Origin of the sequence: Sphingomonas sp. S-NIH.Pt3_0716 (assembly GCF_003950715.1) — a bacterium.
Taxonomy (GTDB): domain Bacteria; phylum Pseudomonadota; class Alphaproteobacteria; order Sphingomonadales; family Sphingomonadaceae; genus Sphingobium; species Sphingobium yanoikuyae_A.
Genome location: NZ_QLJK01000012.1, coordinates 110,715 through 132,014, shown reverse-complemented (window position 1 = coordinate 132,014; position 21,300 = coordinate 110,715). Strand labels below are relative to the sequence as shown.

At 66.7% G+C, this 21,300-nt stretch carries 17 protein-coding genes; 2 read left to right on the top strand and 15 right to left on the bottom strand.

Going from position 1 to position 21,300, the window contains the following annotated elements; genetic code table 11:
- Positions 1-85 precede the first annotated feature (85 nt).
- A complete protein-coding gene (locus BRX37_RS11945) occupies positions 86-1,333 on the bottom strand; it encodes a threonine ammonia-lyase (RefSeq protein WP_004212176.1) in 1,248 nt (415 codons plus the stop codon).
- A 97-nt stretch (positions 1,334-1,430) separates the two neighbouring features.
- Between BRX37_RS11945 and BRX37_RS11940 the strand changes: the two genes are divergently transcribed.
- Together BRX37_RS11940 and BRX37_RS11935 are read left to right on the top strand one after the other, a co-directional pair.
- A complete protein-coding gene (locus BRX37_RS11940) occupies positions 1,431-2,300 on the top strand; it encodes an NAD(P)-dependent oxidoreductase (RefSeq protein ID WP_010339958.1) in 870 nt (289 codons plus the stop codon).
- Positions 2,301-2,308: 8 nt separating this feature from the next.
- Positions 2,309-3,997: an amidohydrolase gene (locus BRX37_RS11935; RefSeq protein ID WP_125987226.1), complete on the top strand. Its 1,689-nt coding sequence runs from the start codon at positions 2,309-2,311 to the stop codon at positions 3,995-3,997.
- Between the two features lie 9 nt (positions 3,998-4,006).
- On the opposite strand, the gene BRX37_RS11930 is transcribed toward BRX37_RS11935, so the two are convergent.
- The 14 genes from BRX37_RS11930 to BRX37_RS11865 form a co-directional block, all read right to left on the bottom strand.
- Complete coding sequence (locus BRX37_RS11930) at positions 4,007-5,749, bottom strand: MFS transporter (RefSeq protein ID WP_125987175.1); 1,743 nt, start codon at positions 5,747-5,749, stop codon at positions 4,007-4,009.
- A complete protein-coding gene (locus BRX37_RS11925; RefSeq protein ID WP_125987173.1) occupies positions 5,749-6,495 on the bottom strand; it encodes an FkbM family methyltransferase in 747 nt (248 codons plus the stop codon). Before BRX37_RS11925 ends, BRX37_RS11930 begins: the two co-directional genes overlap by 1 nt.
- The gene (locus BRX37_RS11920; RefSeq protein ID WP_125987171.1) at positions 6,492-7,631 is read right to left on the bottom strand and encodes a glycosyltransferase family 4 protein; all 1,140 of its coding nucleotides are present in this window, start codon (positions 7,629-7,631) and stop codon (positions 6,492-6,494) included. The genes BRX37_RS11925 and BRX37_RS11920 overlap by 4 nt, the downstream gene beginning before the upstream one ends.
- Positions 7,628-8,911: a hypothetical protein gene (locus BRX37_RS11915; protein WP_125987224.1), complete on the bottom strand. Its 1,284-nt coding sequence runs from the start codon at positions 8,909-8,911 to the stop codon at positions 7,628-7,630. Before BRX37_RS11915 ends, BRX37_RS11920 begins: the two co-directional genes overlap by 4 nt.
- 14 nt (positions 8,912-8,925) lie before the next feature.
- Entirely contained in the window at positions 8,926-9,678 is a 753-nt protein-coding gene (locus tag BRX37_RS11910) for a class I SAM-dependent methyltransferase (RefSeq protein WP_125987169.1), read from the bottom strand.
- Positions 9,679-9,754: 76 nt separating this feature from the next.
- Positions 9,755-10,888, bottom strand: a complete 1,134-nt coding sequence (locus BRX37_RS11905; protein ID WP_125987167.1) for a glycosyltransferase family 2 protein — start codon at positions 10,886-10,888, stop codon at positions 9,755-9,757.
- A 2-nt stretch (positions 10,889-10,890) separates the two neighbouring features.
- Positions 10,891-12,261: an exopolysaccharide biosynthesis polyprenyl glycosylphosphotransferase gene (locus BRX37_RS11900; RefSeq protein WP_125987165.1), complete on the bottom strand. Its 1,371-nt coding sequence runs from the start codon at positions 12,259-12,261 to the stop codon at positions 10,891-10,893.
- A 43-nt stretch (positions 12,262-12,304) separates the two neighbouring features.
- Positions 12,305-14,200, bottom strand: a complete 1,896-nt coding sequence (locus BRX37_RS11895) for an XrtA/PEP-CTERM system amidotransferase (protein ID WP_125987163.1) — start codon at positions 14,198-14,200, stop codon at positions 12,305-12,307.
- Between the two features lie 10 nt (positions 14,201-14,210).
- Positions 14,211-15,746, bottom strand: coding sequence for an exosortase A (xrtA, locus tag BRX37_RS11890; RefSeq protein ID WP_125987161.1), 1,536 nt, complete (start codon positions 15,744-15,746; stop codon positions 14,211-14,213).
- Entirely contained in the window at positions 15,743-16,972 is a 1,230-nt protein-coding gene (locus tag BRX37_RS11885; RefSeq protein ID WP_125987159.1) for a TIGR03087 family PEP-CTERM/XrtA system glycosyltransferase, read from the bottom strand. The genes xrtA and BRX37_RS11885 overlap by 4 nt, the downstream gene beginning before the upstream one ends.
- A complete protein-coding gene (locus BRX37_RS11880; RefSeq protein WP_125987157.1) occupies positions 16,969-18,042 on the bottom strand; it encodes a FemAB family XrtA/PEP-CTERM system-associated protein in 1,074 nt (357 codons plus the stop codon). The genes BRX37_RS11885 and BRX37_RS11880 overlap by 4 nt, the downstream gene beginning before the upstream one ends.
- Before the next feature lie 60 nt (positions 18,043-18,102).
- Entirely contained in the window at positions 18,103-19,173 is a 1,071-nt protein-coding gene (locus BRX37_RS11875) for a FemAB family XrtA/PEP-CTERM system-associated protein (RefSeq protein ID WP_125987155.1), read from the bottom strand.
- On the bottom strand, positions 19,170-20,018 hold the full coding sequence (locus BRX37_RS11870) for an XrtA system polysaccharide deacetylase (RefSeq protein ID WP_080993530.1): 849 nt from the start codon (positions 20,016-20,018) through the stop codon (positions 19,170-19,172). The genes BRX37_RS11875 and BRX37_RS11870 overlap by 4 nt, the downstream gene beginning before the upstream one ends.
- Positions 20,019-20,050: 32 nt before the next feature.
- Positions 20,051-21,271: an XrtA/PEP-CTERM system-associated ATPase gene (locus BRX37_RS11865; RefSeq protein WP_037507928.1), complete on the bottom strand. Its 1,221-nt coding sequence runs from the start codon at positions 21,269-21,271 to the stop codon at positions 20,051-20,053.
- Positions 21,272-21,300 lie beyond the last annotated feature (29 nt).

The following is a 21,300-nucleotide window of genomic DNA, read 5'->3' as shown; positions in this document are numbered from 1 at the left end:
CATGGTCGGACTATGCCGTCCCGGCCCAACCATGAAAAGGTCATTTACCACGAAATTTTTACCGATGGTTAAGCATGTCCCAAAATCAGGCAACCTCGATCGGCGCGACCTCATAACCCGCCGCGCCCAGCGCCGTGATCAGCCGCTGGAGATGGGCGCCATCGCGGGTCTCGCACTCGACGTCGAGGCTGAGCCCCTTGGCCGGCAGATTGGTGAAGATGCGCTGGTGCGACAGCTCCAGGATGTTGACCGCTTCCTGGTCGAAGATGCGGGCGACATGAAACAGCGCGCCGGGCCGATCCTGCAGGATGATGCGCAGGCGGGCGAGACGGCCCGAGCGGGCGAGATCGCGCAGCAGCACATTGGCGAGCAGGCGGGTGTCGATATTGCCGCCGGTCAGGATCAGGCCGACATTGCGACCGGCAAACTGCTCGCGATAGCTGAGCAGCGCGGCCAGGCCGGCCGCGCCGGCGCCCTCCACCACCGTCTTCTCGATCTGGAGCAGCAGGCTGACCGCCTCCTCCAGCCGGCGTTCGGTGACCAGCAGCACATCGTCGGCGAGACGTTCGACGAAGCGGCGGGTGAGTTCACCCGGCTGCTTCACCGCGATCCCCTCGGCCAGCGTGTCGCCGTCGCAGGCGAGGTCCGCGCCCTTGATGAAGTCATACATCGACGGATACAGCTCCGCCTGGACGCCGATCAGGCGGATATCCGGCTTCATCGCGCGCGCCGCGGTGGCAATGCCCGAAAAGAGGCCGCCGCCGCCGATCGGTATGATCAGCGTGTCGATTTGCGGCGCATCCTCCAGCATTTCCAGACCGACCGTGCCCTGACCGGCGATGATGTCGGGCTCGTCGAACGGATGGATGAAGGTCAGGCCCTGCTCCACCTCCAGCTTGCGGGCATGGGCATAGGCGTCGTCGAACTTCTCGCCATATTGGACGACGGTGGCGCCATGGCCCTGGGTCTGGGTGACCTTCACGATCGGCGTGGTGGTGGGCATGACGATGGTGACGGGCACGCCAAGGCGCTTGCCGTGATAGGCAAGGCCCTGCGCATGGTTGCCGGCCGAGGCGCCGATCACGCCCTTGGCCTTGGCCGCTTCATCGAGTTGCAGCAGACGATTGAGCGCGCCGCGTTCCTTGTAGGCGGCGGTGAACTGGAGATTTTCGAACTTCAGATAGACGTTGCAGCCAAGCATTTGCGAGAAGGTCTGGCTAATGAGCGTCGGCGTCTTGACGATCGACCCGGAAATACGTGTCCGGGCCGCAAGGATGTCATCGACGGTGACGGGCAGCGGCAGGGCGCCCTCTATCTTGCTCAGCGTGTTCATGGCGCAGCGCCCTAACGCAAAATTGCCGGTGAAGAAACTGGCACTTGCCGAAAACTGGCCCTATGGCTTGGTTGCACGCACGAAATGTACGAGGCTTATGGCTAATATCGCGTTTATCGGCCTGGGGGTCATGGGCGGCCCGATCGCGGGGCATCTGGCCAAGGCGGGGCATCATCTGACCGTCTACAATCGATCGATCGGCAAGGCCAAGAGCTGGGCCGAGGCCTATGGCGGCGAGGTCGCGATCAGCCCGGCCAAGGCCGCCGAGGAAGCGGACATCGTCATCAGCTGCGTCGGCACCGACGATGACCTGAGCCAGATCACTCTGGGGCGCGAAGGCGCGTTCCGCACGATGAAGCCGGGCGGCCTGTTCATCGACCATACGACGGTGTCGGCGCGGATCGCGCGGCAATTGTCCGTCGAGGGCGAGAGCCTGGGCCTGCACTGCGTCGATGCGCCGGTGTCGGGCGGGCAGGCAGGCGCCGAAAATGGCCGGCTGTCGATCATGTGCGGCGGGTCCGCCCCGGCGGTGGCGGCCGCGACGATCGTGATGCAGGCCTATGCCGCGCGCATCGTCCATGTCGGCAAGGCCGGCGCGGGCCAGACGACGAAGATGGTGAACCAGATTTGCATCGGCGGCGTTCTGCAGGGCCTGGCCGAAGCGATGCGCTTTGCCCAGGCGGCGGAACTGGACCTGGACAAAGTGTTCGAGGCGATTTCGGGGGGCGCAGCGCAAAGCTGGCAGATGGACAATAGATGGAAGACGATGGCGCAGGACAGTTTCGATTTCGGATTTGCGGTGGACTGGATGCGCAAGGATCTGGGACTGGCGCTGGAGGAAGCGCGGGCCAATGGCGCGACCCTGCCGGTGACGGCGATGGTCGATCAATATTACGCCGACGTGCAGGCAATGGGCGGCCATCGGCAGGACACCAGCGCGCTGGTGCGGCGGATCACCCGCGCATGAGGAAGATGATGCTGGCGGCGATCGCCGTGCTTGCTCTGCCCATGCCGGCCCATGCGTCGGGCGTGATCGACAATGTGAACGGCATCGCCATCGGACCGGATGGCAAGATCTTCCATTTCGGCGCGCTGATGATCGACGATGAGGGCAAGGTCGAGAAGCTGATCCAGGGCCGCTATCAGGAGCCCGAGTACAAGCCCAAGAAGCCCAAGCGCGGCCAGCCCTGGCCCGAGCGACCGAAAGGCCCGAGCTTCAAGCTGGACGCGGGCGGCAAGACGCTGATCCCCGGCCTGATCGATGCGCATGGCCATGTCATGGGGCTTGGCCTGTCGCTGATCACGCTGGATCTGTCCGACACGAAATCGCTGGCCGAGGCACAGGCGAAGATTCGCGCCTATGCGCAGGAAAATACCGGCCGCAAATGGATCATCGGCACCGGCTGGAACCAGGAGACATGGGGGCTGGGCCGGTTCCCGACCGCCGCCGAACTGGATGCGGCCGTGGGCGACATTCCGGTCTGGCTGGAGCGGATCGACGGCCATGCCGGCTGGGCCAACAGCGCGGCTATCCGCGCGGCCGGCGTCAGCGCCACGACCAAGGCACCGGCCGGCGGGCGGATCGAGATGGCGGCGGGCAAGCCGGCGGGCGTATTCGTCGACAAGGCGATGGATCTGATCCAGAAGGTCGTGCCCGCCCCTGCCCCCAAGGATCGCGACAATGCGCTGGAAAAGGCGCAGCGCGCGCTGCTGGCGGTGGGCATCACCGGCATTGCCGACATGGGCACCAGCATCGAGGATTGGCAGGCCTTCCGCCGGTCGGCCGACCGCGGCGCGCTGCGCGTGCGGATCATGTCCTATGCCTATGGCCTCGACAATATGGTGCTGATCGCCGGGCCGGAACCCACGCCCTGGCTGTATGACGATCATCTGCGCATGGGCGGGATCAAGCTGCTGCTGGACGGCGCGCTGGGGTCGCGCGGCGCCTGGCTGAAGGCGGACTATAGCGATGCGCCGGGCCAACGCGGCCTGCCGATGATCCCGTCGACGCAGCTGCGCAACATCATGAGTCGGGCGGCGATGGACAATTTCCAGGTCGCGGTCCACGCGATCGGCGACGCCGCCAATGGCGAAATACTCGACGCGATCCAGGAAATGTCGGACACCTATACAGGCGACCGGCGCTGGCGCGTCGAACATGCCCAGATCATCGATCCGGCCGACCTGCCGCGCTTTGCCCGCTATGGCACGATCGCGTCGATGCAGCCGGTGCATGAAACGTCGGACTGGCGCATGGCGACGGCACGGCTGGGCGAGGCACGGCTGAAGGGCGCCTATGCCTGGACGGCGATGCTGGACAATAAGGTGCCGCTGGCGTTCGGCTCTGACGTGCCGGTCGAAAGCCCCAATCCCTTCCCCGGCATTGCCGCCGCCATGTCGCGACAGGACGCCAGGGGCGAGCCGGCCGGCGGCTGGATGCCCGAGCAGAAGGTGAGCTTCGAGGCGGCGCTGGACGGCTTTACCCGGCAGGCGGCCTTTGCCGGCTTTGCCGAGAAGAAATTCGGCAGTCTGGTGCCGGGGCAGCGGGCGGACTTCCTGCTGATCGACCGCAATATCGAGACGGCCAGCCCGACCGACATTCGCGGCACGCAGGTGCTGGAAACCTGGATCAACGGCAAGCGGGTCTATGTGAAGGGGCAATAGCCCCTTCGCTTACATCGCGTTGTCGGCGGCGTTCATGGCGTCGTCGATCGTCTCGGGCAGCGGCGGCTGGACCGGGCGATCGCAACCGGCCAGCTTCATATGGGCGCGCAGCGTGTCCATGCGCCCGAGATTCCAGCGCGCCAGCGGCACGCCGAGCGGGCGGAATTCGGCACGGTCGAACAGCTCGACAACATAGGTCTTGCACAGCTCGTCCACCTGATCGAGCGTCAGCATGCCGAGGTTCATGACCATCGGCTTGCCCGGCACGCCGTTGCGGCCGCGCACCAGATCGGTGACGTAGAGGCCGCCGCGCGGATCGACCAGCACGACGTCCGCGCGCGAGGCGTCGATCATGCGGTGGCTGGCGGCATAGGGCTCAACGAAGACATGGGTGCGCCAGACCAGGAAGCCGGCGGTCAGCAGCGTCACCAGGAAGCCGATGAAGATCGGCCGCATCGCGCCCTGTGGCCGGAAGCGCGCCCAGCCAAGGCCGCCGAGCAGGCAGAAGGGGCCAATGAAGCCATGGGCATAGCGGAAGCCCCAGCCATAGCCCTGCGCCAGCGCCAGCGCACAGCCCGCCAGGCAGCCGAGCGCCAGCGGCAGGGCGATCTCACGGCCGCGGATCGCATCGCGCCAGCGCATGGCCAGCACGCCCAAGCCCGCGAGCGGGACCATCAATATGTTGTTCCAGGCGGCATAGCGGCTGAGATTGACCAGCGGCTGCCAGCGGTCGCCCAGGCGCTGGAACAGGCTGCCCACCTTGTCGGCGACGCCGGCGGACGGGCGCACATCGGTCGGCGCGCCCAAAGCGTGGAGCAGGAAACCGGGCCAGATCTTGGCCCAGACGATGACGATCGCGACCAAGGTCAGCGCGTGGAAGGCCGCCACGGTCCAGCGCCGCGCCAGCAGCATCCAGAGGATGAAGGGGGCGATGAAGATGGGCGGAAAATGCCATTGATGCAGGCCCGCCGCGATCAGCGCGACCACGCCCGCCGACAGATGGCCGGCAATGCCGCCGCGCAGCACCAGCGCCAGCCAGACCATGTTCAATGCGAAATGGCCGGTCATGGCATAGGGGGTCATCGCCGTGACCCAGAGCTGGGCCGAAGACAGCCCCAGCAGCATCGTTACCCAGACGGCATCGGGCCGGTCGGGGAAGAGATGCAGCGCCACCCGCCATAGCGAGAAGAGGCCGAGCACCAGAAACACCGGGCCAGCGAGATTGGGGTCGCCCATTTGCCAGAACAGGGCCTGGATCGCGCTGTTCACCGGCAGATAGGCAGCGGTCCAGTAATCGGCCGCGCCGAAGGGCGAGAAGAATTCGGGCATGATCGCCCGGCGATAGGGTTCCCATTCGACCGGGATCGGCCGGGCGAACAGGCCTTCGCGCATATAGGCAGCGGCAAAGCGCGCGACCTCTTCATCGCGAGAGACGGAATAATCCTGGAACAGCGCATAATGGCCAGCCCAGGCGGCCAGCCCCAGCAGCACGATGATCGGCACGATGATGCGTGCGCGCGGTTGCGGCAGGCGAAAGCCCATCCCTTCCGCAAAGGGCGCGGCAAGCGCCAGCAGGAACAGGCCGATCATCAGCGCCGGAAAATCCTGGTCCAGGAACAGGATGACGGCGAGGCTGACACCCTGACGCCAGGTCACATGCCACAGGAAGGTCGCGCCCAGCCACAGGGCAAGGCCGATCGCCCCGGCGAGGAACAGGCGCCGCGCGCTGACGAAGGGCATTCCCTTCGGCATCAGCTGTCCAGCAGCGCCTTGTTGACGAAGATGCCGTCCATTTCGACCAGCAGCGGGAAATGGCCCTTGTTGTTAGCGAAGAAGGCGGAGGGGACGAAGGCGCGCGCCTCCAGCCAGTCGATCATCGCGCGATAGCCGGTGCCGCCTTCATAGATGGGACGCACGCCCAGTTCCGTCTGGATGCCGGCCATGTCGGCGATGACGCTCCCCGCCCCTTCGCAGACCGACAGGTCATGGCCCTGCGTGTCCATCTTGAGGAAGGGCCGGGCGAAGCCATGGGCGGCGCGCAGTTCGGGCAGCAGGCTGTCGAGCCGGCGGCACTGCATCTCGACCGTCTTCGTCACCTTGTTGCGATCGGCGAAGATCGCGTCCTGTGCGCCCGACGGCGCCTTCAGGGAGCTGAACTGGTCGGCGGCCATGATGTTGAAGCTGGCGGTGCCGTCGAAATCGGACAGGGCCATGTTGAAGACATGCCAGTTGCGGTCCGACGCGGCGGCCTTGCTCAATTCGGCAAAGACGTCCGGGTTCGGCTCGAAGGAGAGGATGGTGCCGGCAAAGCCCGCATCCTTGCGCGCCATGGTCGCATATTGGCCGCGATTGGCGCCGACGTCGAACAGGCAGTCGATGGCGAAGGCGGACAGGAAGCGCTTGAGCGCCTGGATCTCGGGATATTGGTGGACGCGGCCGGCCAGCGCCAGGCGCACGGCCAGTGCGCGGTCGGACAATTCGCGGACATAGCGGCTCATGCGCGCAGCACCTGGCGGTAAATATCCATCGTCGCCAAGGCCATGTCCTTCCAATTGCCCATAATATCTCCAAAGGCGCGCGCCCGCGCACCCGCTGCCTGCCTGATGGCCGCGCTTTCGATCAGCGGCAAGAGGGCTTGGGCGAGCGCCGCCGCATTTCCGGCCGGAACCCGCGTGGTGACGCCGTCCGGCAGGGTGCCGAACATGCCCGCGTTGGAGGTGACCATCGCCTTGCCATGGTGCAGCGCCGACAGGAAGGCGCCGCTCGAATCGATATGGCGATAGGGAAAGACCATGAGGTCGGCTTTTGCCATATGCGCGTCCAGCCGGGGTTCGGTGAGGAAGCCGAAATCGGTGATGAGGCGGTCGCCGAAGCCGGCGGCATGAACCGGATCGAGGATCGGGGCGACATCCATGAAGGGCTTGCCGGCCAGCACCAGTTCGAAGGGGTGACCCGCGCGCCAGAGCGACAGGCAGGCCTCCACCAGCAGGTCGACGCCCTTATATGGGCGGATCGTGCCGAAGAAGAGGATGCGGGGCGCGGCGGGATCGGGAATGGCCGCAAGGTCCGCCGGGGTGGCGGGCGCGAGCCGCATCGGCGGGTGCGGCGTCACATGGATGCGGGTGGGATCGACGCCCTGCCCGACCAGCGCCGCGCGCGTCGTGTCGCCATGGACGATCAACGCATCGAACCGATCGAGCAGCGCGCGATAGCCGCGCCCCTGCAGGCCGCTGTCGGCATGATAGGCATCGGCATTATGGACGGTATGGACGAGCGCGGTGCGGCCCTTGAGCCGATCGAGCATCAGCCGGTCGGCCGGCGCCAGCGGCAGCCACTGGACATGGGTGACGTCCGCGCCGGTCATCGCATCGAGATTGCCGAGCGCGCAGGTCAGGCCATATTCGGCCGCCTTGGCGAGACGGAAGGCGCGCCCCTCCCCCAGCCGATCGCGCAAAGCCTCGCTGCGGCGGAAGAAGCGCGGCGCGTAAGCATAGCCCTGCGGCACGATCCCATCGGTGGCGCGCATCGGCCGGCCGAGCAGGGTCACGGCCGCACCCGCCTGCGCCAGGCCCGCGCACAGCCCGTCATCATAGCGCCCGGTGAAGAGCGACGGATCGAGCATAGCGATCTTCATGCGCGCACTAGCCGGCGCAGCGAGACGAGATGCAGGCTGGCGGCCAGCATCAGGGTCAGGGCATAGAGGCCGAGGAAGCCGAGATCGAAGCGATCGGGCCAAAGCGCGCCGGCGAGCGGCACGCTGAGCAGCGAACCGGCAAGGAAAGGCAGCGAGCGCTGGAGCAGATGGGCGAAGCGGCCGAGCGCGGCCTGGACATAGACCGAGACGCAGATGACCGAGAGCGCGACCAGTGCCAGCGCGGTGAGGCCCAAGTCGGCCTGATCGATGGCCGCGCGGCCGTCGAACAGCTTGTCGAACAGCCAGCCGCCGATCAGCATCAGCAGCGCCGAACCGGCGAGCGCGAAGAAGAGCGCGGCGCCGAGCGCACGGGTCAGGAGCTGGCGCACCCGCGCGCTTTCGCCGGCATGATAGGCGCGGGTGATGCGCGGCAGGGCCGCCTCCACCATGGCGCGCACCAGCATCGAGAGCGAGCGCGACATCTTGAAGAAAAAGTCGAACAGCAGCATCGGCCGGGCATCGCTGGTGGCCATGGCGATGGTGAAATAGGGCGCGTTATAGGCGACGATATCCGACACGGTGAAGGCCGCCGACGCACCGATATCGCGCAGATAATGGCGGCGCACATGCCCACCACCAACCCGGAAGGCGAACCAGTGGCTGCGGCGCATATTGAGGCGGCGATGGACATGGACGATGGCATAGCCGATCACCAGAACACTGATCGCCAGTTGCAGCGCGACCGACAGGCGCGGATCGAGCCCGAACAGGATCGCCGCGAGGAGCCCGATCGTCACCAGGCGGCGGGCGCAGTCCAGCCCTTCCCACAAGAAATTGCCGTCGATCGCCGCCAGCGCCCGCTTGGCAAGCAAAGCCGGCAGGTTGAGGCAGGCGGTGAGGAAGAAGAGCAGGAACAGCATCGGCATGGCGGTATGCAGCCCGCCCAGCGCCAGCGCACCGAGCAGGATAGCGACCGCGCCGGCGATCAGCAGCCCCAGGAAGAGGAAGAGGACCCCCATTTCCTCCAGCCGGAAGCCGCCATCGGCCGCCTCCTCATCGCTGCCCAGCCAGAAGCGGCGCAGGCGCGCATAGATGATGCTGGTGAGGCCGAATTCCGCCGAGATGGTGAAATTGCCGAAGGCGACCAGCAGCAGGAAGGCCTGGAACTCCGCCAGCGGCAGCACCCGCACGAAGACGAAGGTGACGGCGAAGCCCCAGATCATCACCAGCCCGACATTGGCGAGCTTGACCAGCGCGAGGATGCGGGCGGATGCCTCCATCCGCGCGAGCATGCTCACTGCGTCGCAGTTCCCAGCGGCTTGCGCGCGCGGAACAGGCGGTCGTCGAGCGCATAGAAATGGCGCGTGTCAGCGTCAATGTCGCGCGCGTCGATCTCCTCCAGCTCGAAGCCGGCAGCCCGGATGCGATCGGCAAAGTCGAGGCCGTACTGCCGGACATGATCCCACTGGCCGAAGCGGCGCTCGCGCTCGCGCGGGGGGATATCGAAACTGCCATCCTCGGTCGGCTTGTCCCACAGCGGCACGATCAGCCAGGCTTCGCCGCCGGGCTTGAGCGCGCGCAGGATATTGCGCAGCACGGCCATGTCGTCGGGCACATGCTCCATCACATGGCTGGCATAGAAGAGGTCGTAGCGATCGGTGTCGGACAGCGCCATCAGGTCGACCTTGTGCATGCCGGGCACGGTATAGCGCGCGGGATCAAGATCGGCCGGGACATAGTCGGCCGCTTCAGAAAAGCGCTTGACCAGGCTCCCCTCATTGGGGGCCATGTGCAGGATCGCGCCGTCGGTCGGCACGGTCAACACGCCCTTCATGAGGAGATAGTTCATCAGCCGCTCGCGCGGCGAGGCGTTGCAATTGGGGCAGCCCCATTCGCCATTGTCGCCATAGCGGAAGAAGCCGACGACCGTCGTGCCGCAGGCCGGGCAGCCACGATTGGCGCGCGCGCCCAGCGCCTTGCGCAGGTCGAGACCCAATTTGGTCAGATGCTTGCCGGCGGCCTTGGCCACCCGCTGGACAGTAATCACGCCATTCTCCGCTCGGTATCAGCTTCCGGCCTATACAATATGGCGCGGCTTTGGCGAGGGGGATCCGCGCGAAAGATTATCGCGACTGGGCCGGATTCCAGATCGTGACGGTGCGGCCGCGCATCGCCTTGAGCACGCCCTGAAGCGTGGCGGCGTAGGCGATCAGTATGTCGACCAGTGCCGCCAGAGGTCCGCCGCGCGACCGCAGGCCGATCCAGGCGAGCAGCGCAAGGCCGATCGCGCCGGCCATGTAGAGCATGGGCGAGAGGCGCAGCGCCAGAGCGCCAGCGGCGATCGCGCCGGTCAGGATGAAGGCACCACCGAACCAGCGGACGATCTTGCGCGAGGCATATTTGAACCGGTCGACCGCCGCCATGCGGCGCAGTTGCGGGCGCAAATGGCTGTGCGTGTGCCAGGCGCGGGCGGCGATCCGCACCTTGCGCCGATACTCGTCCCCGCGCCCGGTCACCAGCCGCTCGCGCGCGATCACATCCTTCGCCTTCACCAGCCGCTTGCCGGCGAACACAACTGCCATGGAAACGGTGAGGTCGTCGAGCACGCTATCGGGAAATTCCGGATAGAGGCTGCGACGGATAGAGAAGATCGAGCCGTCGGCCCCCAGCACATTGCCGGTGCGCGACTCCTCGTCCTTCAGCCGTTCCTCGATCCGCCAGTAGAGCGAACCGACGGCGGCGGTCGCGCTGTCGCCCTCCCCCAGATAATGGAGCGATCCGAGCACGCCGCCGATATCGGGATCGGCATAGCGAGCGAGCAGATTGTCGATCGCGTCGGCATCCAGCAGCACATTGGCGTCGGTGAAGATCAGCACATCGCCGCGCGCACGGGCGGCGAGCAATTTCATGCCATGCGCCTTGCCGCTGCGTCCGGGGCCCTGCAACAGGGTGATAAATCCGCCGCCCCCCTGCGCCGCGATCAACCCGGCGGTGCCGTCAGACGATCCATCATCGAAGGCCAGGATTTCGAGAGTGGGATGCCGATCCTTCAGCATCGCCAGGTTGGCGAGCTTGTCCGGCATCGAGGCAGCCTCATTATAGGCGCAAAAAAGCAGCGAGGCGCTGGGCAGCGGGCCATCGGCCGGCGCTTCCGCACGGGTCGGTAACAGGCGCAGGATCAGCGGATAGAAGAAGAAAGGCCAAGCGACCGCGACAAGCGAAAGCAGCAGGACAAGGACAAGCAGAAGGTCGATCATGATCAATAGGCCTTGTGATGCACCAGAACACCCAGCGTCGCGACGATGATGCGCAGGTCGCGCCAGATCGACCAGTCGCTGACATATTCCAGATCCGACTGGAGCCGGTCGATCAGATCCTGATGATGGTCGGTCGCGCCGCGATGGCCGCGCACCTGGGCAAGGCCGGTCATGCCCGGCTTGATGCAATGCCGTTCCCAATAGCGGGCATCGACCTCCCAATAGAGGCTGTCGCCTGCCTTGGCGGCGGCGGCATGGGGGCGCGGGCCGACGACGCTCATGTCGCCGTTCAGCACGTTGAAGAGCTGGGGCAGTTCATCGATGCTGGTCTTGCGCAGGAAGGCGCCGACGCGGGTCACTCGATCATCGTCGCGCCTGGTCAGCGTTGCGGCCTTGTGGTCGCTCGCCTCGGTCCGCATCGAGCGGAACTTGTAGATCGAGAAGGGCCGCCCATCCTTGCCGATGCGCGGCTGGCGGAACAGAATAGAGCCGGGGCTGGTCAGCTTCACCGCCAGAGCGGCGCCGAACAGGACGGGCGACAGCGCGATGGTGGCGATGGTGGCGACAATGATGTCGAACAGCCGCTTGATCAGGCGGTCACGGAACTGCAACGGGCCACCGGCGACGATGATCGTCGGCTGGCCGTCAAACTCATCGACCCGTGCAGGGGCGAAGCGCAGCAGTTCGGGGACGACGATCTCGCCGCGCGCCGAGAGCGACTTGAGCGCCGCCGACCAGTCGTCCATCCGTTCGAGCGGACAGGCGACGATCACGCGCTCCGCCATGCCGACCGCAGCGGCCAGGCGTGCGGCCATGTCGGCGTCATGGCGTTCGGGGTGGAGATTGGCGGCGTCCGCCTGGATCACCTCCATATGGGCGCCGGTCTCGATCGCGACCCCGTCCATGATGACGGCCGTGAGGTGCGGCACGTCGCCCAGCAGCCGGACGGCGAGGCGCGCGACAGCCAGGCGCACCAGCGCCAGCGTCGCCGCGCCCAGCAGCAGGCCGGTGAGGAAGGTCAGACGCGACAGCTGTTCGGCGATCTTGCCCAGATAGACGATCAGCAGCATCAGCAGCGCCGCCTGCGCCAGCGCCAGCAGGGCGCGGAAGATGCCGCGGCGCACACGATCCAGCGTGTTGATGCCATAGGCACCACCCTGCACCGCGAGGATCGCATAGAGCGGCGCGACCATCGAGAACATCACCAGGCCATGGGGCTTGCCCGGCTCGCCGAGGAAGGCGCCGACGACCAGCCAGTTGGCGAGGAGGAAGGCGATGAACAGCCCCGCCATGTCGCCGGCCAGGCACAGCGCATAGAGGCGCAGCCGCACAATTTCCTTCGAGACAGTCAATGAGGCGCCCTGCATGATCATTATGCTGTCCCGTTGGCACCGGGCGGGGCCGGTTGCAAGGGGATCACGCGCCGAACAGCCGGCCGAGCGCCTTGTCGAGCATCACCATTTGCCAGAGCAGCCGGCCATGATCGGCCATGCCAGCCTTGTGATCGGCCGCGACCTTGGCGAGCATCTTCGTGTCGAACCAGCCGGTGCGGGCCAGCGCCGAGCCGCCGGCGACCGCTGTCGCCTCCCCCGCCAGCGCGCCGCGGAACCAGGCGCTGATCGGCGTCACGAAGCCCATTTTCGGGCGATAGAGAATATCCTGCGGCAGGAAGGGCTCCATCGCCTTCTTCATGAGGTACTTGCCGCTATTGCCGCGAATGCGCTGGGCAACCGGCAGACGCGCGGCAAATTCGACCAGCCGATGGTCGAGCAGCGGCTCGCGCGCTTCCAGGCTGACGGCCATGCTCATCCGGTCGCTCTTGGTCAGGATGTCGCCGGGCAGCCAGATGCGGATATCGGCATATTGGGCGCGGTCGAGCGGGTCGCGCGCCGGGGCGTCGGCCATCGCCTTGATATAGCGATCCTCGGCGCGATAGGCGCCCAGCCGGCTTTTCATGTCCTGGCTGAAGAGGCGCTGGCGCAGCGCATGGGGCGTGACCCCGACCGAGGCGGCATAGGCTTCGCCGCCGTCGCCGGCCAGCTCCAGGAAGGTCGATTTGGCGCGCAACGGGCGCGGCGCCCAGTCGGCCTTGGGATAATAGCGGCCGAGCGTGCCGAACAAGGGTTCGCGTACCGACGCGGGGATCAGGCCACGCAGCCTTTCCCCCTGCATCTGGAAACGGTGGCGGCGATAGCCGGCGAACGCCTCGTCCGCGCCATCGCCGGACAGGGCCACCGTCACCTGTTCGCGCGCCAGTTCGCAGACCCGGTAGGTCGGCAGCGCGGAGGCATCGGCAAAGGGCTCGTCGAAATGGAAGGCCAGCGTGTCGGCCAATCCATAATCATCGGGTGATACGATGCGCGTGCGGTGATCGGTCGCGAAGCGCCGCGCGATCCGGTCGGCATAGGCGGTCTCGTCCAGGCTGGCGACATCGAAGCCGATGGTGCAGGTCTTGACCGCCTGGTTCGAGGCCTCGGCCATCAAGGCAACGACGCTGCTGCTGTCGACACCGCCGGACAGGAAGGCGCCGAGCGGCACGTCGGACACCATGCGCGAGCGCACCGCCTGACGCATCAGAGCGACCAGTTCCTCCTCCAGCACCTCCGGCTTGGCCTTGCTGCGATCGGCAAAGCTGATGTCCCAATAGCGTTGCGGATGGGCCAGCGGACGACCGCGCACCAGCCGCAGCGTCTCGCCCGCGCCCAGCTTGCGCACGCCCGCGACCATGCAGGCATCGTCGGGGACATAGCCATAGGCGAGATAATCCTCGACCGCGCTCAGGTCCGGCGCACGGCGGAGAAGCGGATGGGCAAGCAGGCTCTTCAGTTCCGATCCGAAGATCAGGCTGCCATCCGACAACAGGGCATAATGGAGCGGCTTCACCCCCAGCCGGTCGCGCACCAGCCAGAGCGACTGGGCGCGCGCGTCGAACAGGGCGAAGGCGAACATGCCGTTGAAGCGACTGACGCACTCCTCGCCCCATTGGCGATAACCATGCAGGATGACTTCGGTATCGCTGTCGGTGCGGAAGACATGGCCCTTCGCCTCCAGTTCGGCGCGGACCTCGGCGAAATTGTAGATTTCGCCGTTGAAGGTGACGACCAGGCTTTCATCCTCGGTCAGCATCGGCTGGGCGCCGCCGCCAAGGTCGATGATCGACAGGCGCAGATGGCCAAGGCCCACGCCCGGCGCGGTCCAGATGCCGCTGCCGTCCGGGCCGCGATGCGGCATCACGTCCAGCATGGCGCGCACCCGCGCACGATCGACCGGCTTGGCCGTTTCGAGATGGAAGATGCCCGCAATTCCGCACATTGTTACGGTCCTAGCCTATGCCCGCGCTGCGGTCAGCCAATTCCTTCACATTGCCCAGATCGCGCAGGAAGGCGGCGATCGCCGCGTCGGAGGAATGGCCGGGATGTTCTTCGGCGGAAACGAGGATCGCGACCGAGCGCGGATCGCGGCCGAGCAGGCGGGCGAGCATGGTCTGGATCTTCACTTCCGGCTTGCTGCCGGTCGGCGCGCCCTGCCCCACCACATAGAAGCTGACGACATGGCGGACGAGCGGGCCGGGACCGGTGATCTGCTCGCCGCGCGCTTCGGCGGGCGCCGGTGCGGGCGAGGACCAAGTCCATTCCTTGTCGGGGTCGACCGCGCCCTGGCCGAAACCGACCAGTTCGCGCTTGTCCTCCTGCCGGTCAAAGGCGGCGACGACGAGGTCCACGACCTGTCCGTGCGCGTCGGCAAAGCGGCCAGAGATGAAATGATCGGCGCCATCGAAGCGCGGTTTCCAGGGGTAGGTCTGGGCCGCACTGGTGCGGGTCCAGCCCGGCACCGCCGGCAGATCGATGCGCGATGGCAGCGGCCGGGCAGTGGCCGCGGTGGCCGCCAGCCACAGCGGCGCGGCAACGATGATGCCGAGTGCGATCGCCGCCATCATGCCGGCCGGCGCCTGCCGCCGGACAAGGCGCTGCAGCGGCACGGGATCGAACCAGGGATCGCCGGGCTTGCGATCGAAGAAGGGCCAGGCGGTCGCCATCACGATGATCATGATGATCGCGAAGAACACCCAGCCATAGACGACATGGTCGAAGCCGACGGCGGCATCGACCGTGGTCAGATGGGCGACCAATATGGTGGCGAAGGCGCGCACGCCATTGGCCAGCACCGACAAGGTGAGCGCCCCGGCCATGAACAGGATGCGACGCGGCCAGCTCTGGAAGCAGACATTGCAGACCAAGGCGCCATAGGCTGTCATGGCGATCAGGAACTTGGCGCCCGAACAGGCCTCCGCCACCTCGAAATAGCCGGTCGGGGTGGTGATGAAGATGCCCTCCATATGGGCGGGCACGCCGGCCAGCGTCAGGAACATCATCGACAGATGCGCCGTCACCAGCTGAAGATGCGGCACGATCTCCTCACCGAAGGGGACCATGAAGAAGGCGTAGAAGAGCGGGAAAAGCAAGGCGCGCGCCACCATCGGCCCGAGCAGCGCGATCACCGCGCCCTGAAGCATCAGGACCAGCGCGCCATGGCGGACCATCGCAACGCCCGCCGCCGCGCCGAGCAGCCAGACAAAGGCGCCAAGGCCAAGCCAGATCAGGCCCGGCGGCCAGGCGACCGGATCCAGCTGGCGCAGGCCGGGCAGACGCTGCTGCACCAGCCAGGCGATGAGGATCGGGATGAAGAGGCAATGGCCGAAAGTGGAAGCGTTCCACCAGATCGAGACCATCGAATAGAGATCGTCGAAGAAGAGCGTCAGGATGGCGGCGGCCACCACGCCCAGCGCGGTCAGATGACCACGCCAGCCGGCAAGGCCCATGCGCGGCATGTCGGCAAGGGAACGGGCGCGATCGGTCATGCGGCCTGCGGATCGGCCTTGCCCGACGCGCCGAGCAGCAGGTCGGGCAGACCGCCGAGCGTCGCCGACCAGCGATAGCGGTCCTCGACACGGCGACGGGCGGCAAGGCCGAGCTGCGTTCCTCGCGCCGGATCGGTGAGCAGCGACAGGATCGTCTCGGCTTCGGCCGCCGGGTCATCCGCGACCAGGAAATCGCGGCCATCGACCGCATCAATGCCTTCGGCGGCCTGGGGCGAGGCGACGACCGGACGGGCCATCGCCATGGCTTCGAGCACCTTGTTCTGGATGCCGCGCGCGATGCGCAGCGGCGCGACCACCAGATCGGCGGCGGCCAGCCAGCCGCGCACATCGGGCACGCCGCCGGTGACGATGACGCCCGGCAGATCCGCGAGCGCCTGCACCGGCTTCGACGGGTTGCGGCCGACTATGGCGAAGCGCACATCGGGGCGTACGGCCTGGATGGCGGGCAGCGTCTGGCGCGCGAAACTCTCGACCGCCTCGACATTGGGGCGATAGTCCATCTGGCCGGTGAACACGATCACCGGCCCTGCCCCCTTCTCGACGGCCGGAAAATCGGCCGCCGGGTCGAAATAGTCGAGCGCCACGCCATTTTCGAGCGCTACGATCCGGTCGGCACCGAGGCCGCAGGCATCGCGAAACAAGGCCGCTTCGGCTTCGCTGACGAAGCTGCAGATATCGGCGCGGGTCGCGACCTGCCGCTCGAAATCGAGCAGCACGCGGCCCTCGCGCCGGTTGATCCAGCCCATCGGGCCGGAACCCTGCGCGCCATAGGCGGCATATTTGGCCGAATCGAAATCGACGAAATCCATCAGGAACCGCACCCCCGCCGGCAGCATGGGCACGAAATGCGCCATCTGCGCCGAATAGGCAATGACGGCGCGGATCGGCCGTTCGGCCATGACCTGGGCGACCCAGCGATGCAGGTCCGGATGATCGAACAGCGACACCAGCAGCGACTGGCCGCGCGCCAGACCCGAGAGGCCGGCGACGATGCGCGAACGGTCGCGCATCAACACGCACTGGCTGGCCGTCAGTTGCGCCATATCCGGAGCAAAGCCCATGTCGCGATCATCATCGGCAAAGCAGCCGACATGGACCGGCGCCATCTGCGCCAGCCGCTGGAGCAGATGATAGGACCGGATCTTGTCGCCCCGGTCGGGCGGGAACGGGATGCGATGGCAGAGGAAAAGCAACTCGCCCGTCATCCAAGGCCCCGCGCGATATGCGGACCGATCAGGTTGGCGACGGGCAGCGGCAGCTTCTTCCACAATTCCACCTTGCGCCGATATTGGGGCGAGAGCGGGTTGACGTCACGCGTCTCCTTGCCCGGCGCGGTGCGCAGATGATAGCCGAGCGGATCGCCCTCGAACCCCCAGGTCTTCTTCCAGGCGGCGGGACCGGTGCCGACTTTCGAGCGGCCAAAATCGAAATGGGTGAGGCCGCGCTCGCGGGCCTGGCGCATCAGGGTGAAATAGAGGACTTCGTTGGAGCGCATCGCCCGCGCCTCCAGCCCGGCGCCATGCCAATAGGGCATGCAGGCACCACCATGATAGAGGCTGATGACCGCCGACAGGGGCTTGCCGTCCTTCGATACCATGGCAATGTCCGCATCCGCCCCGAAACGGTCGAGGATCGCATCGAACAGCGCGCGCGGGAAGACCGGCGTGCCGAGATTATGGACGCTCTGGCAATAGAGGCGATAATGGATGTCGCGCAGCCGCTGGTCGTGCCCGGTCTCGAAATTGAGGTCGTTGCCCAGCCCCTTGCGGATTTCCGCACGATGGCGCTTGGGCACGGCTTTCAGTTCCGCTTCGTCATCGGCGGCAAGCGCGCGCGAGAAACCGAGATAGGCATCGGCCTTGTTCTGCCATGAGGCGCCGCCGGGCGCTTCGCCACCGCGCAGCTCCAGCGTGTCGCAGCCGAGCTTTTCCGCCTGATACCAGGCGGCATCGGCCAGCCTGGCGATCGCCTTGCGGTGGGACGCAAGGATGCCGCCATCGACAGCGAATCCGCTGCCGACCAGCGCCTTGCCGAACAGGGCCGAACGGATATGGGTGAGCGGCAGCACGCCGTTGATCTCGCCCGAGGGCGTGCGGGCGACCAGCATGATCGCCTTCTGGCCGGTGCCGGCCTCCACGCCCATGATCCAGGCCGGTCGATGAAAGGGCGTCGAGCCCGGCTGGGCGCAGACCCAGGCATCGATTTCCGCCACGACAGCCGGATCGGACAGGCGCGCCTCTCCGACGATGACGCTCAGATCGACAATCGCATTCATCTGGTCATTCCCTCAGTACCCTGGCACCGGCATAGGCCCAAAGGGCTGAATATATGGTAATCAGCCGAGGCCCCGACTGATCATCGGCCCCAGCAGATTGGCGACCGGCAGCGGCAATTTCTTCCACAGTTCGATCCGCCGCTGATATTTTGCGCTGGTCGGGCTGACGTCGCGCAACTGGCCGGTGGGCGACCAGTCATAATAGACGAGCGGCTGCGGATCGAAGCCGAAGCTCTTCTTCCAGGCGGCCTGGCCGCTGCCGACCTTGGACCGGCCAAAGTCGAACCGGCCCGCACCGCGCGCGCGGCCATGGCCCATCAGCCGGTAATACATGAGTTCGTTGGAGCGCAGCCGGCGGGCATCGGCGCCGCCACCACCCCAGAAGGGCATCACCCGGTCGCCATGATAGAGGGTCAGCACCGCCGAGACCGGGCGATCGCCATCGCGCACGATGCTGATGTCGGCGTCCGCGCCAAAGGCGGCGATTACCTCGCGGAAGAGGCGCGCGGGGAAGACCGGGGTGCCGAGGTTACGAACGCATTCGGCATAGATGCGATAATGGTCGCGCAGATGCGCCGAGGAGCGGCCATGATCAACGCTGAGCGCGGGATTGGCGAGCGCCTTGCGCAGTTCGGCGCGATGCTTGCGCGGAATGGCGAGTAGTTCGGCCTCTTCATCGGCGGCAAGCGGGCGGACGAAGGCGACATGCTCGCCCTCGCAGACGCGCCACCCCTCCCCCGGTGCGACACCGCCGCGCAGTTCGACCGGCGCATCTCCGCGTGCCCGCGCCTCATTCTGGGCAGCAGCAGCCAGGGCGGCGATCACGGCCGGATCATCGGCCAATATGCCACCATCGACGGCGAAGGCGGCGGACACCAACGCCTGGCCGAACAGGCGGCTGCGCACATGCTGGAGCGGCAGCAGGCCGCAAATCTGGCCCGATGGCGCGACCGCCGCGAGCATCAGCGCCCGGTTCGCGGTCGCCCGCTCGATCGCGATCAGCCAGGCCGGACGATGGAAGGGCGTGCTGGCGCCATGAGCCAGCACATAGGCATCGGCCGCCTGCGCCTGCGCCGGATCCTTGAGGTCCAGCGTGGTGATCGCCAGATCGGCCCGGTTGCCCGCGATCATGTGGCGCGCGCCGCTTCCTGCGCAACCAGCGCGTCGACGCGGGTCCAGGCGAAATCCTGGGTCAGGCGGCGCAGCTTGGCGGCCATGACGGACAAATTGGTATAGTGGCGCACCCGCGAGCGCAGTGGCGCGCCGGCGACGCGTGGCTGATCCGGGTCGATTTCCCAGGGGTGGAAATAGATGATCGCGGGCCGCTGCGCCTGGCCGTTCACCTGGCGGATCGCCCAGCGCGAAAAGCCATAGGGCAGCAGGCGGAAAAAGCCCCCGCCGCCGGCCGCCAGCGTGCGCTGGCCCAGCTTTGCCGTGGTGACCGGCAGTTCGAGCAGCTCCGATCCCGCCACCGGCTTCCAGGCGAAGCGGGGCGAGTCGGGCCAGCCATAATGGTCATGCCGGATCGGCGCGACGCTGCTGGAATAGGCATAGCCTTCTTCCGCCAGGATCGGATGCGCCCAGGGCGTGCGCGGATCGATCGAGAAGCTGGGCGCGCGATAGCCCGACACCTTCTGCCCGCTGGCATCCTCCAGGATTGCGCGGGACTTGCGCAGGTCGGCGCGAAACTGTTCGGGCGTGAAGGTGAAGACGCGGGCATGGTCATAGCCATGGCTGGCGACTTCATGCCCGGCTTCGGCAATGCGGCGCATCAAAGCGGGATAGCGTTCGGCGACCCAGCCCAGCGTGAAGAAGGTCGCGGTGACGCCGGCCTGCGCGAACAGGTCCAGCACCGCATCGGTGTTGCGCTCGACGCGATGCGTCAGCCCCTCCCAATCGGAACGGTCGATCGTCCGCTCGAAGGCGCCGACCTGGAACCAGTCCTCGACATCGACGGACAGGGCATTGTGCATCATGATCTTGTCCCGGTGTTGCCGCGCGGGCGCGATCAGGCGGCGTTACGCTCCGGATCGGCGGCGCGTTCGTCGCGCTCGACCCAGTCGACCAGCAGGGTCAGCACGCGGCGCAACGCCGCATCCTGTTCCTCGACACGAAATTCGAGACCCGACAGGCGCTCCTCGATCAAGGCGAAGCAGCCCTTGAGCGCTTCGGGATCGACCGTCGGCGCGGCATAGGAGGCATGGTTCTGCATCGCGCGCAGGGCGGCGATCTCGGCACGCAGCGCCTCGATCTCCTCATGCACGGCGGGCGACACGAGATCGGGCTGCGCCGGCGCCTGCCAGGCAACCGCCTGCGGTGCGGGGGCAGCGGCGACCGGTTCGGCCGGTGCGATCGGTTCCGGCGCGGTTTCGCCAGCGGTATCCAGCACGGACGGCGCGATCGGTTCGGCGCTGACATCCTCGTCCACGCCCATATCCTCGATCACTGCCTGGACCGCCTGACCGTCAATCTCGGTCAGTTGCTCCAGCGCGCCCAGCAGCAGCACGCGGCTGACCAGCGCGTTGATGCGGCGCGGCACGCCGCCGGTGGCGGCATAGATGGCGTCAAGCGCATCGTCGGTGAAATAGGGATTGCCGGTCCAGCCGACGAGCGTCAGGCGATGGCTGATATAGGGTTCGACTTCCTGCGGCAGCATCGGGTCGAGATGATGGGTCGCGATCACGCGCTGGCGCAGCTGCTCCAGCTCGGGCGACCGGACAAGGTCGCGAAATTCGGGCTGGCCGAGCAGGAATATCTGCAGCAGCGACTGGCCGCCCAACTGGAAGTTGGACAGCATGCGCAGTTCCTCGATCGCCGAGACCGGCAGGTTCTGCGCTTCGTCCACGATCAGCAGCGAACGGCGGCCGGCGCGGGCCTGGCCCTGCAAATAGGCCTCGATCTGGCGCAATATCTGCGCCTTGGCGACGCCGTCGGTGGCCAGGCCGAAGCTCTGCGCGGCAAGGCGCAGCATGTCATCGCCCTCGACCTGGGTCGACACGATCTTGGTCGCGGTAAGGCGCGCCGGGTCGATCGTGCTCATTAGATGGCCGACCAGCGTCGTCTTGCCAGCGCCGATGTCGCCGGTGATGACGATGAAGCCCTCGCCCTGCGCCAGACCATAGCCCAGATAGGACAGTGCCTTGCGATGCGTCGTGCTCTCGAAATAGAAATGCGGGTCCGGCGTCAGCTGGAACGGGCGTCCCTGCAATCCATAGAACTGATCGTACATCTGTCGTCTCCATCCGGCCGACCGGCGTC

Coding starts and splice junctions, on each gene's coding strand:
- BRX37_RS11880 (WP_125987157.1), bottom strand. CDS start 18,042: ATGAATGCGATTGTCGATCTGAGCGTCATCGTCGGAGAGGCGCGCCTG.
- BRX37_RS11895 (WP_125987163.1), bottom strand. CDS start 14,200: ATGTGCGGAATTGCGGGCATCTTCCATCTCGAAACGGCCAAGCCGGTC.
- BRX37_RS11930 (WP_125987175.1), bottom strand. CDS start 5,749: ATGCCGAAGGGAATGCCCTTCGTCAGCGCGCGGCGCCTGTTCCTCGCC.
- BRX37_RS11940 (WP_010339958.1), top strand. CDS start 1,431: ATGGCTAATATCGCGTTTATCGGCCTGGGGGTCATGGGCGGCCCGATC.
- BRX37_RS11875 (WP_125987155.1), bottom strand. CDS start 19,173: ATGATCGCGGGCAACCGGGCCGATCTGGCGATCACCACGCTGGACCTC.
- BRX37_RS11920 (WP_125987171.1), bottom strand. CDS start 7,631: ATGAAGATCGCTATGCTCGATCCGTCGCTCTTCACCGGGCGCTATGAT.
- BRX37_RS11870 (WP_080993530.1), bottom strand. CDS start 20,018: ATGATGCACAATGCCCTGTCCGTCGATGTCGAGGACTGGTTCCAGGTC.
- BRX37_RS11905 (WP_125987167.1), bottom strand. CDS start 10,888: ATGATCGACCTTCTGCTTGTCCTTGTCCTGCTGCTTTCGCTTGTCGCG.
- BRX37_RS11935 (WP_125987226.1), top strand. CDS start 2,309: ATGCTGGCGGCGATCGCCGTGCTTGCTCTGCCCATGCCGGCCCATGCG.
- BRX37_RS11865 (WP_037507928.1), bottom strand. CDS start 21,271: ATGTACGATCAGTTCTATGGATTGCAGGGACGCCCGTTCCAGCTGACG.
- BRX37_RS11885 (WP_125987159.1), bottom strand. CDS start 16,972: ATGACGGGCGAGTTGCTTTTCCTCTGCCATCGCATCCCGTTCCCGCCC.
- BRX37_RS11900 (WP_125987165.1), bottom strand. CDS start 12,261: ATGATCATGCAGGGCGCCTCATTGACTGTCTCGAAGGAAATTGTGCGG.
- xrtA (WP_125987161.1), bottom strand. CDS start 15,746: ATGACCGATCGCGCCCGTTCCCTTGCCGACATGCCGCGCATGGGCCTT.
- BRX37_RS11925 (WP_125987173.1), bottom strand. CDS start 6,495: ATGAGCCGCTATGTCCGCGAATTGTCCGACCGCGCACTGGCCGTGCGC.
- BRX37_RS11915 (WP_125987224.1), bottom strand. CDS start 8,911: ATGGAGGCATCCGCCCGCATCCTCGCGCTGGTCAAGCTCGCCAATGTC.
- BRX37_RS11945 (WP_004212176.1), bottom strand. CDS start 1,333: ATGAACACGCTGAGCAAGATAGAGGGCGCCCTGCCGCTGCCCGTCACC.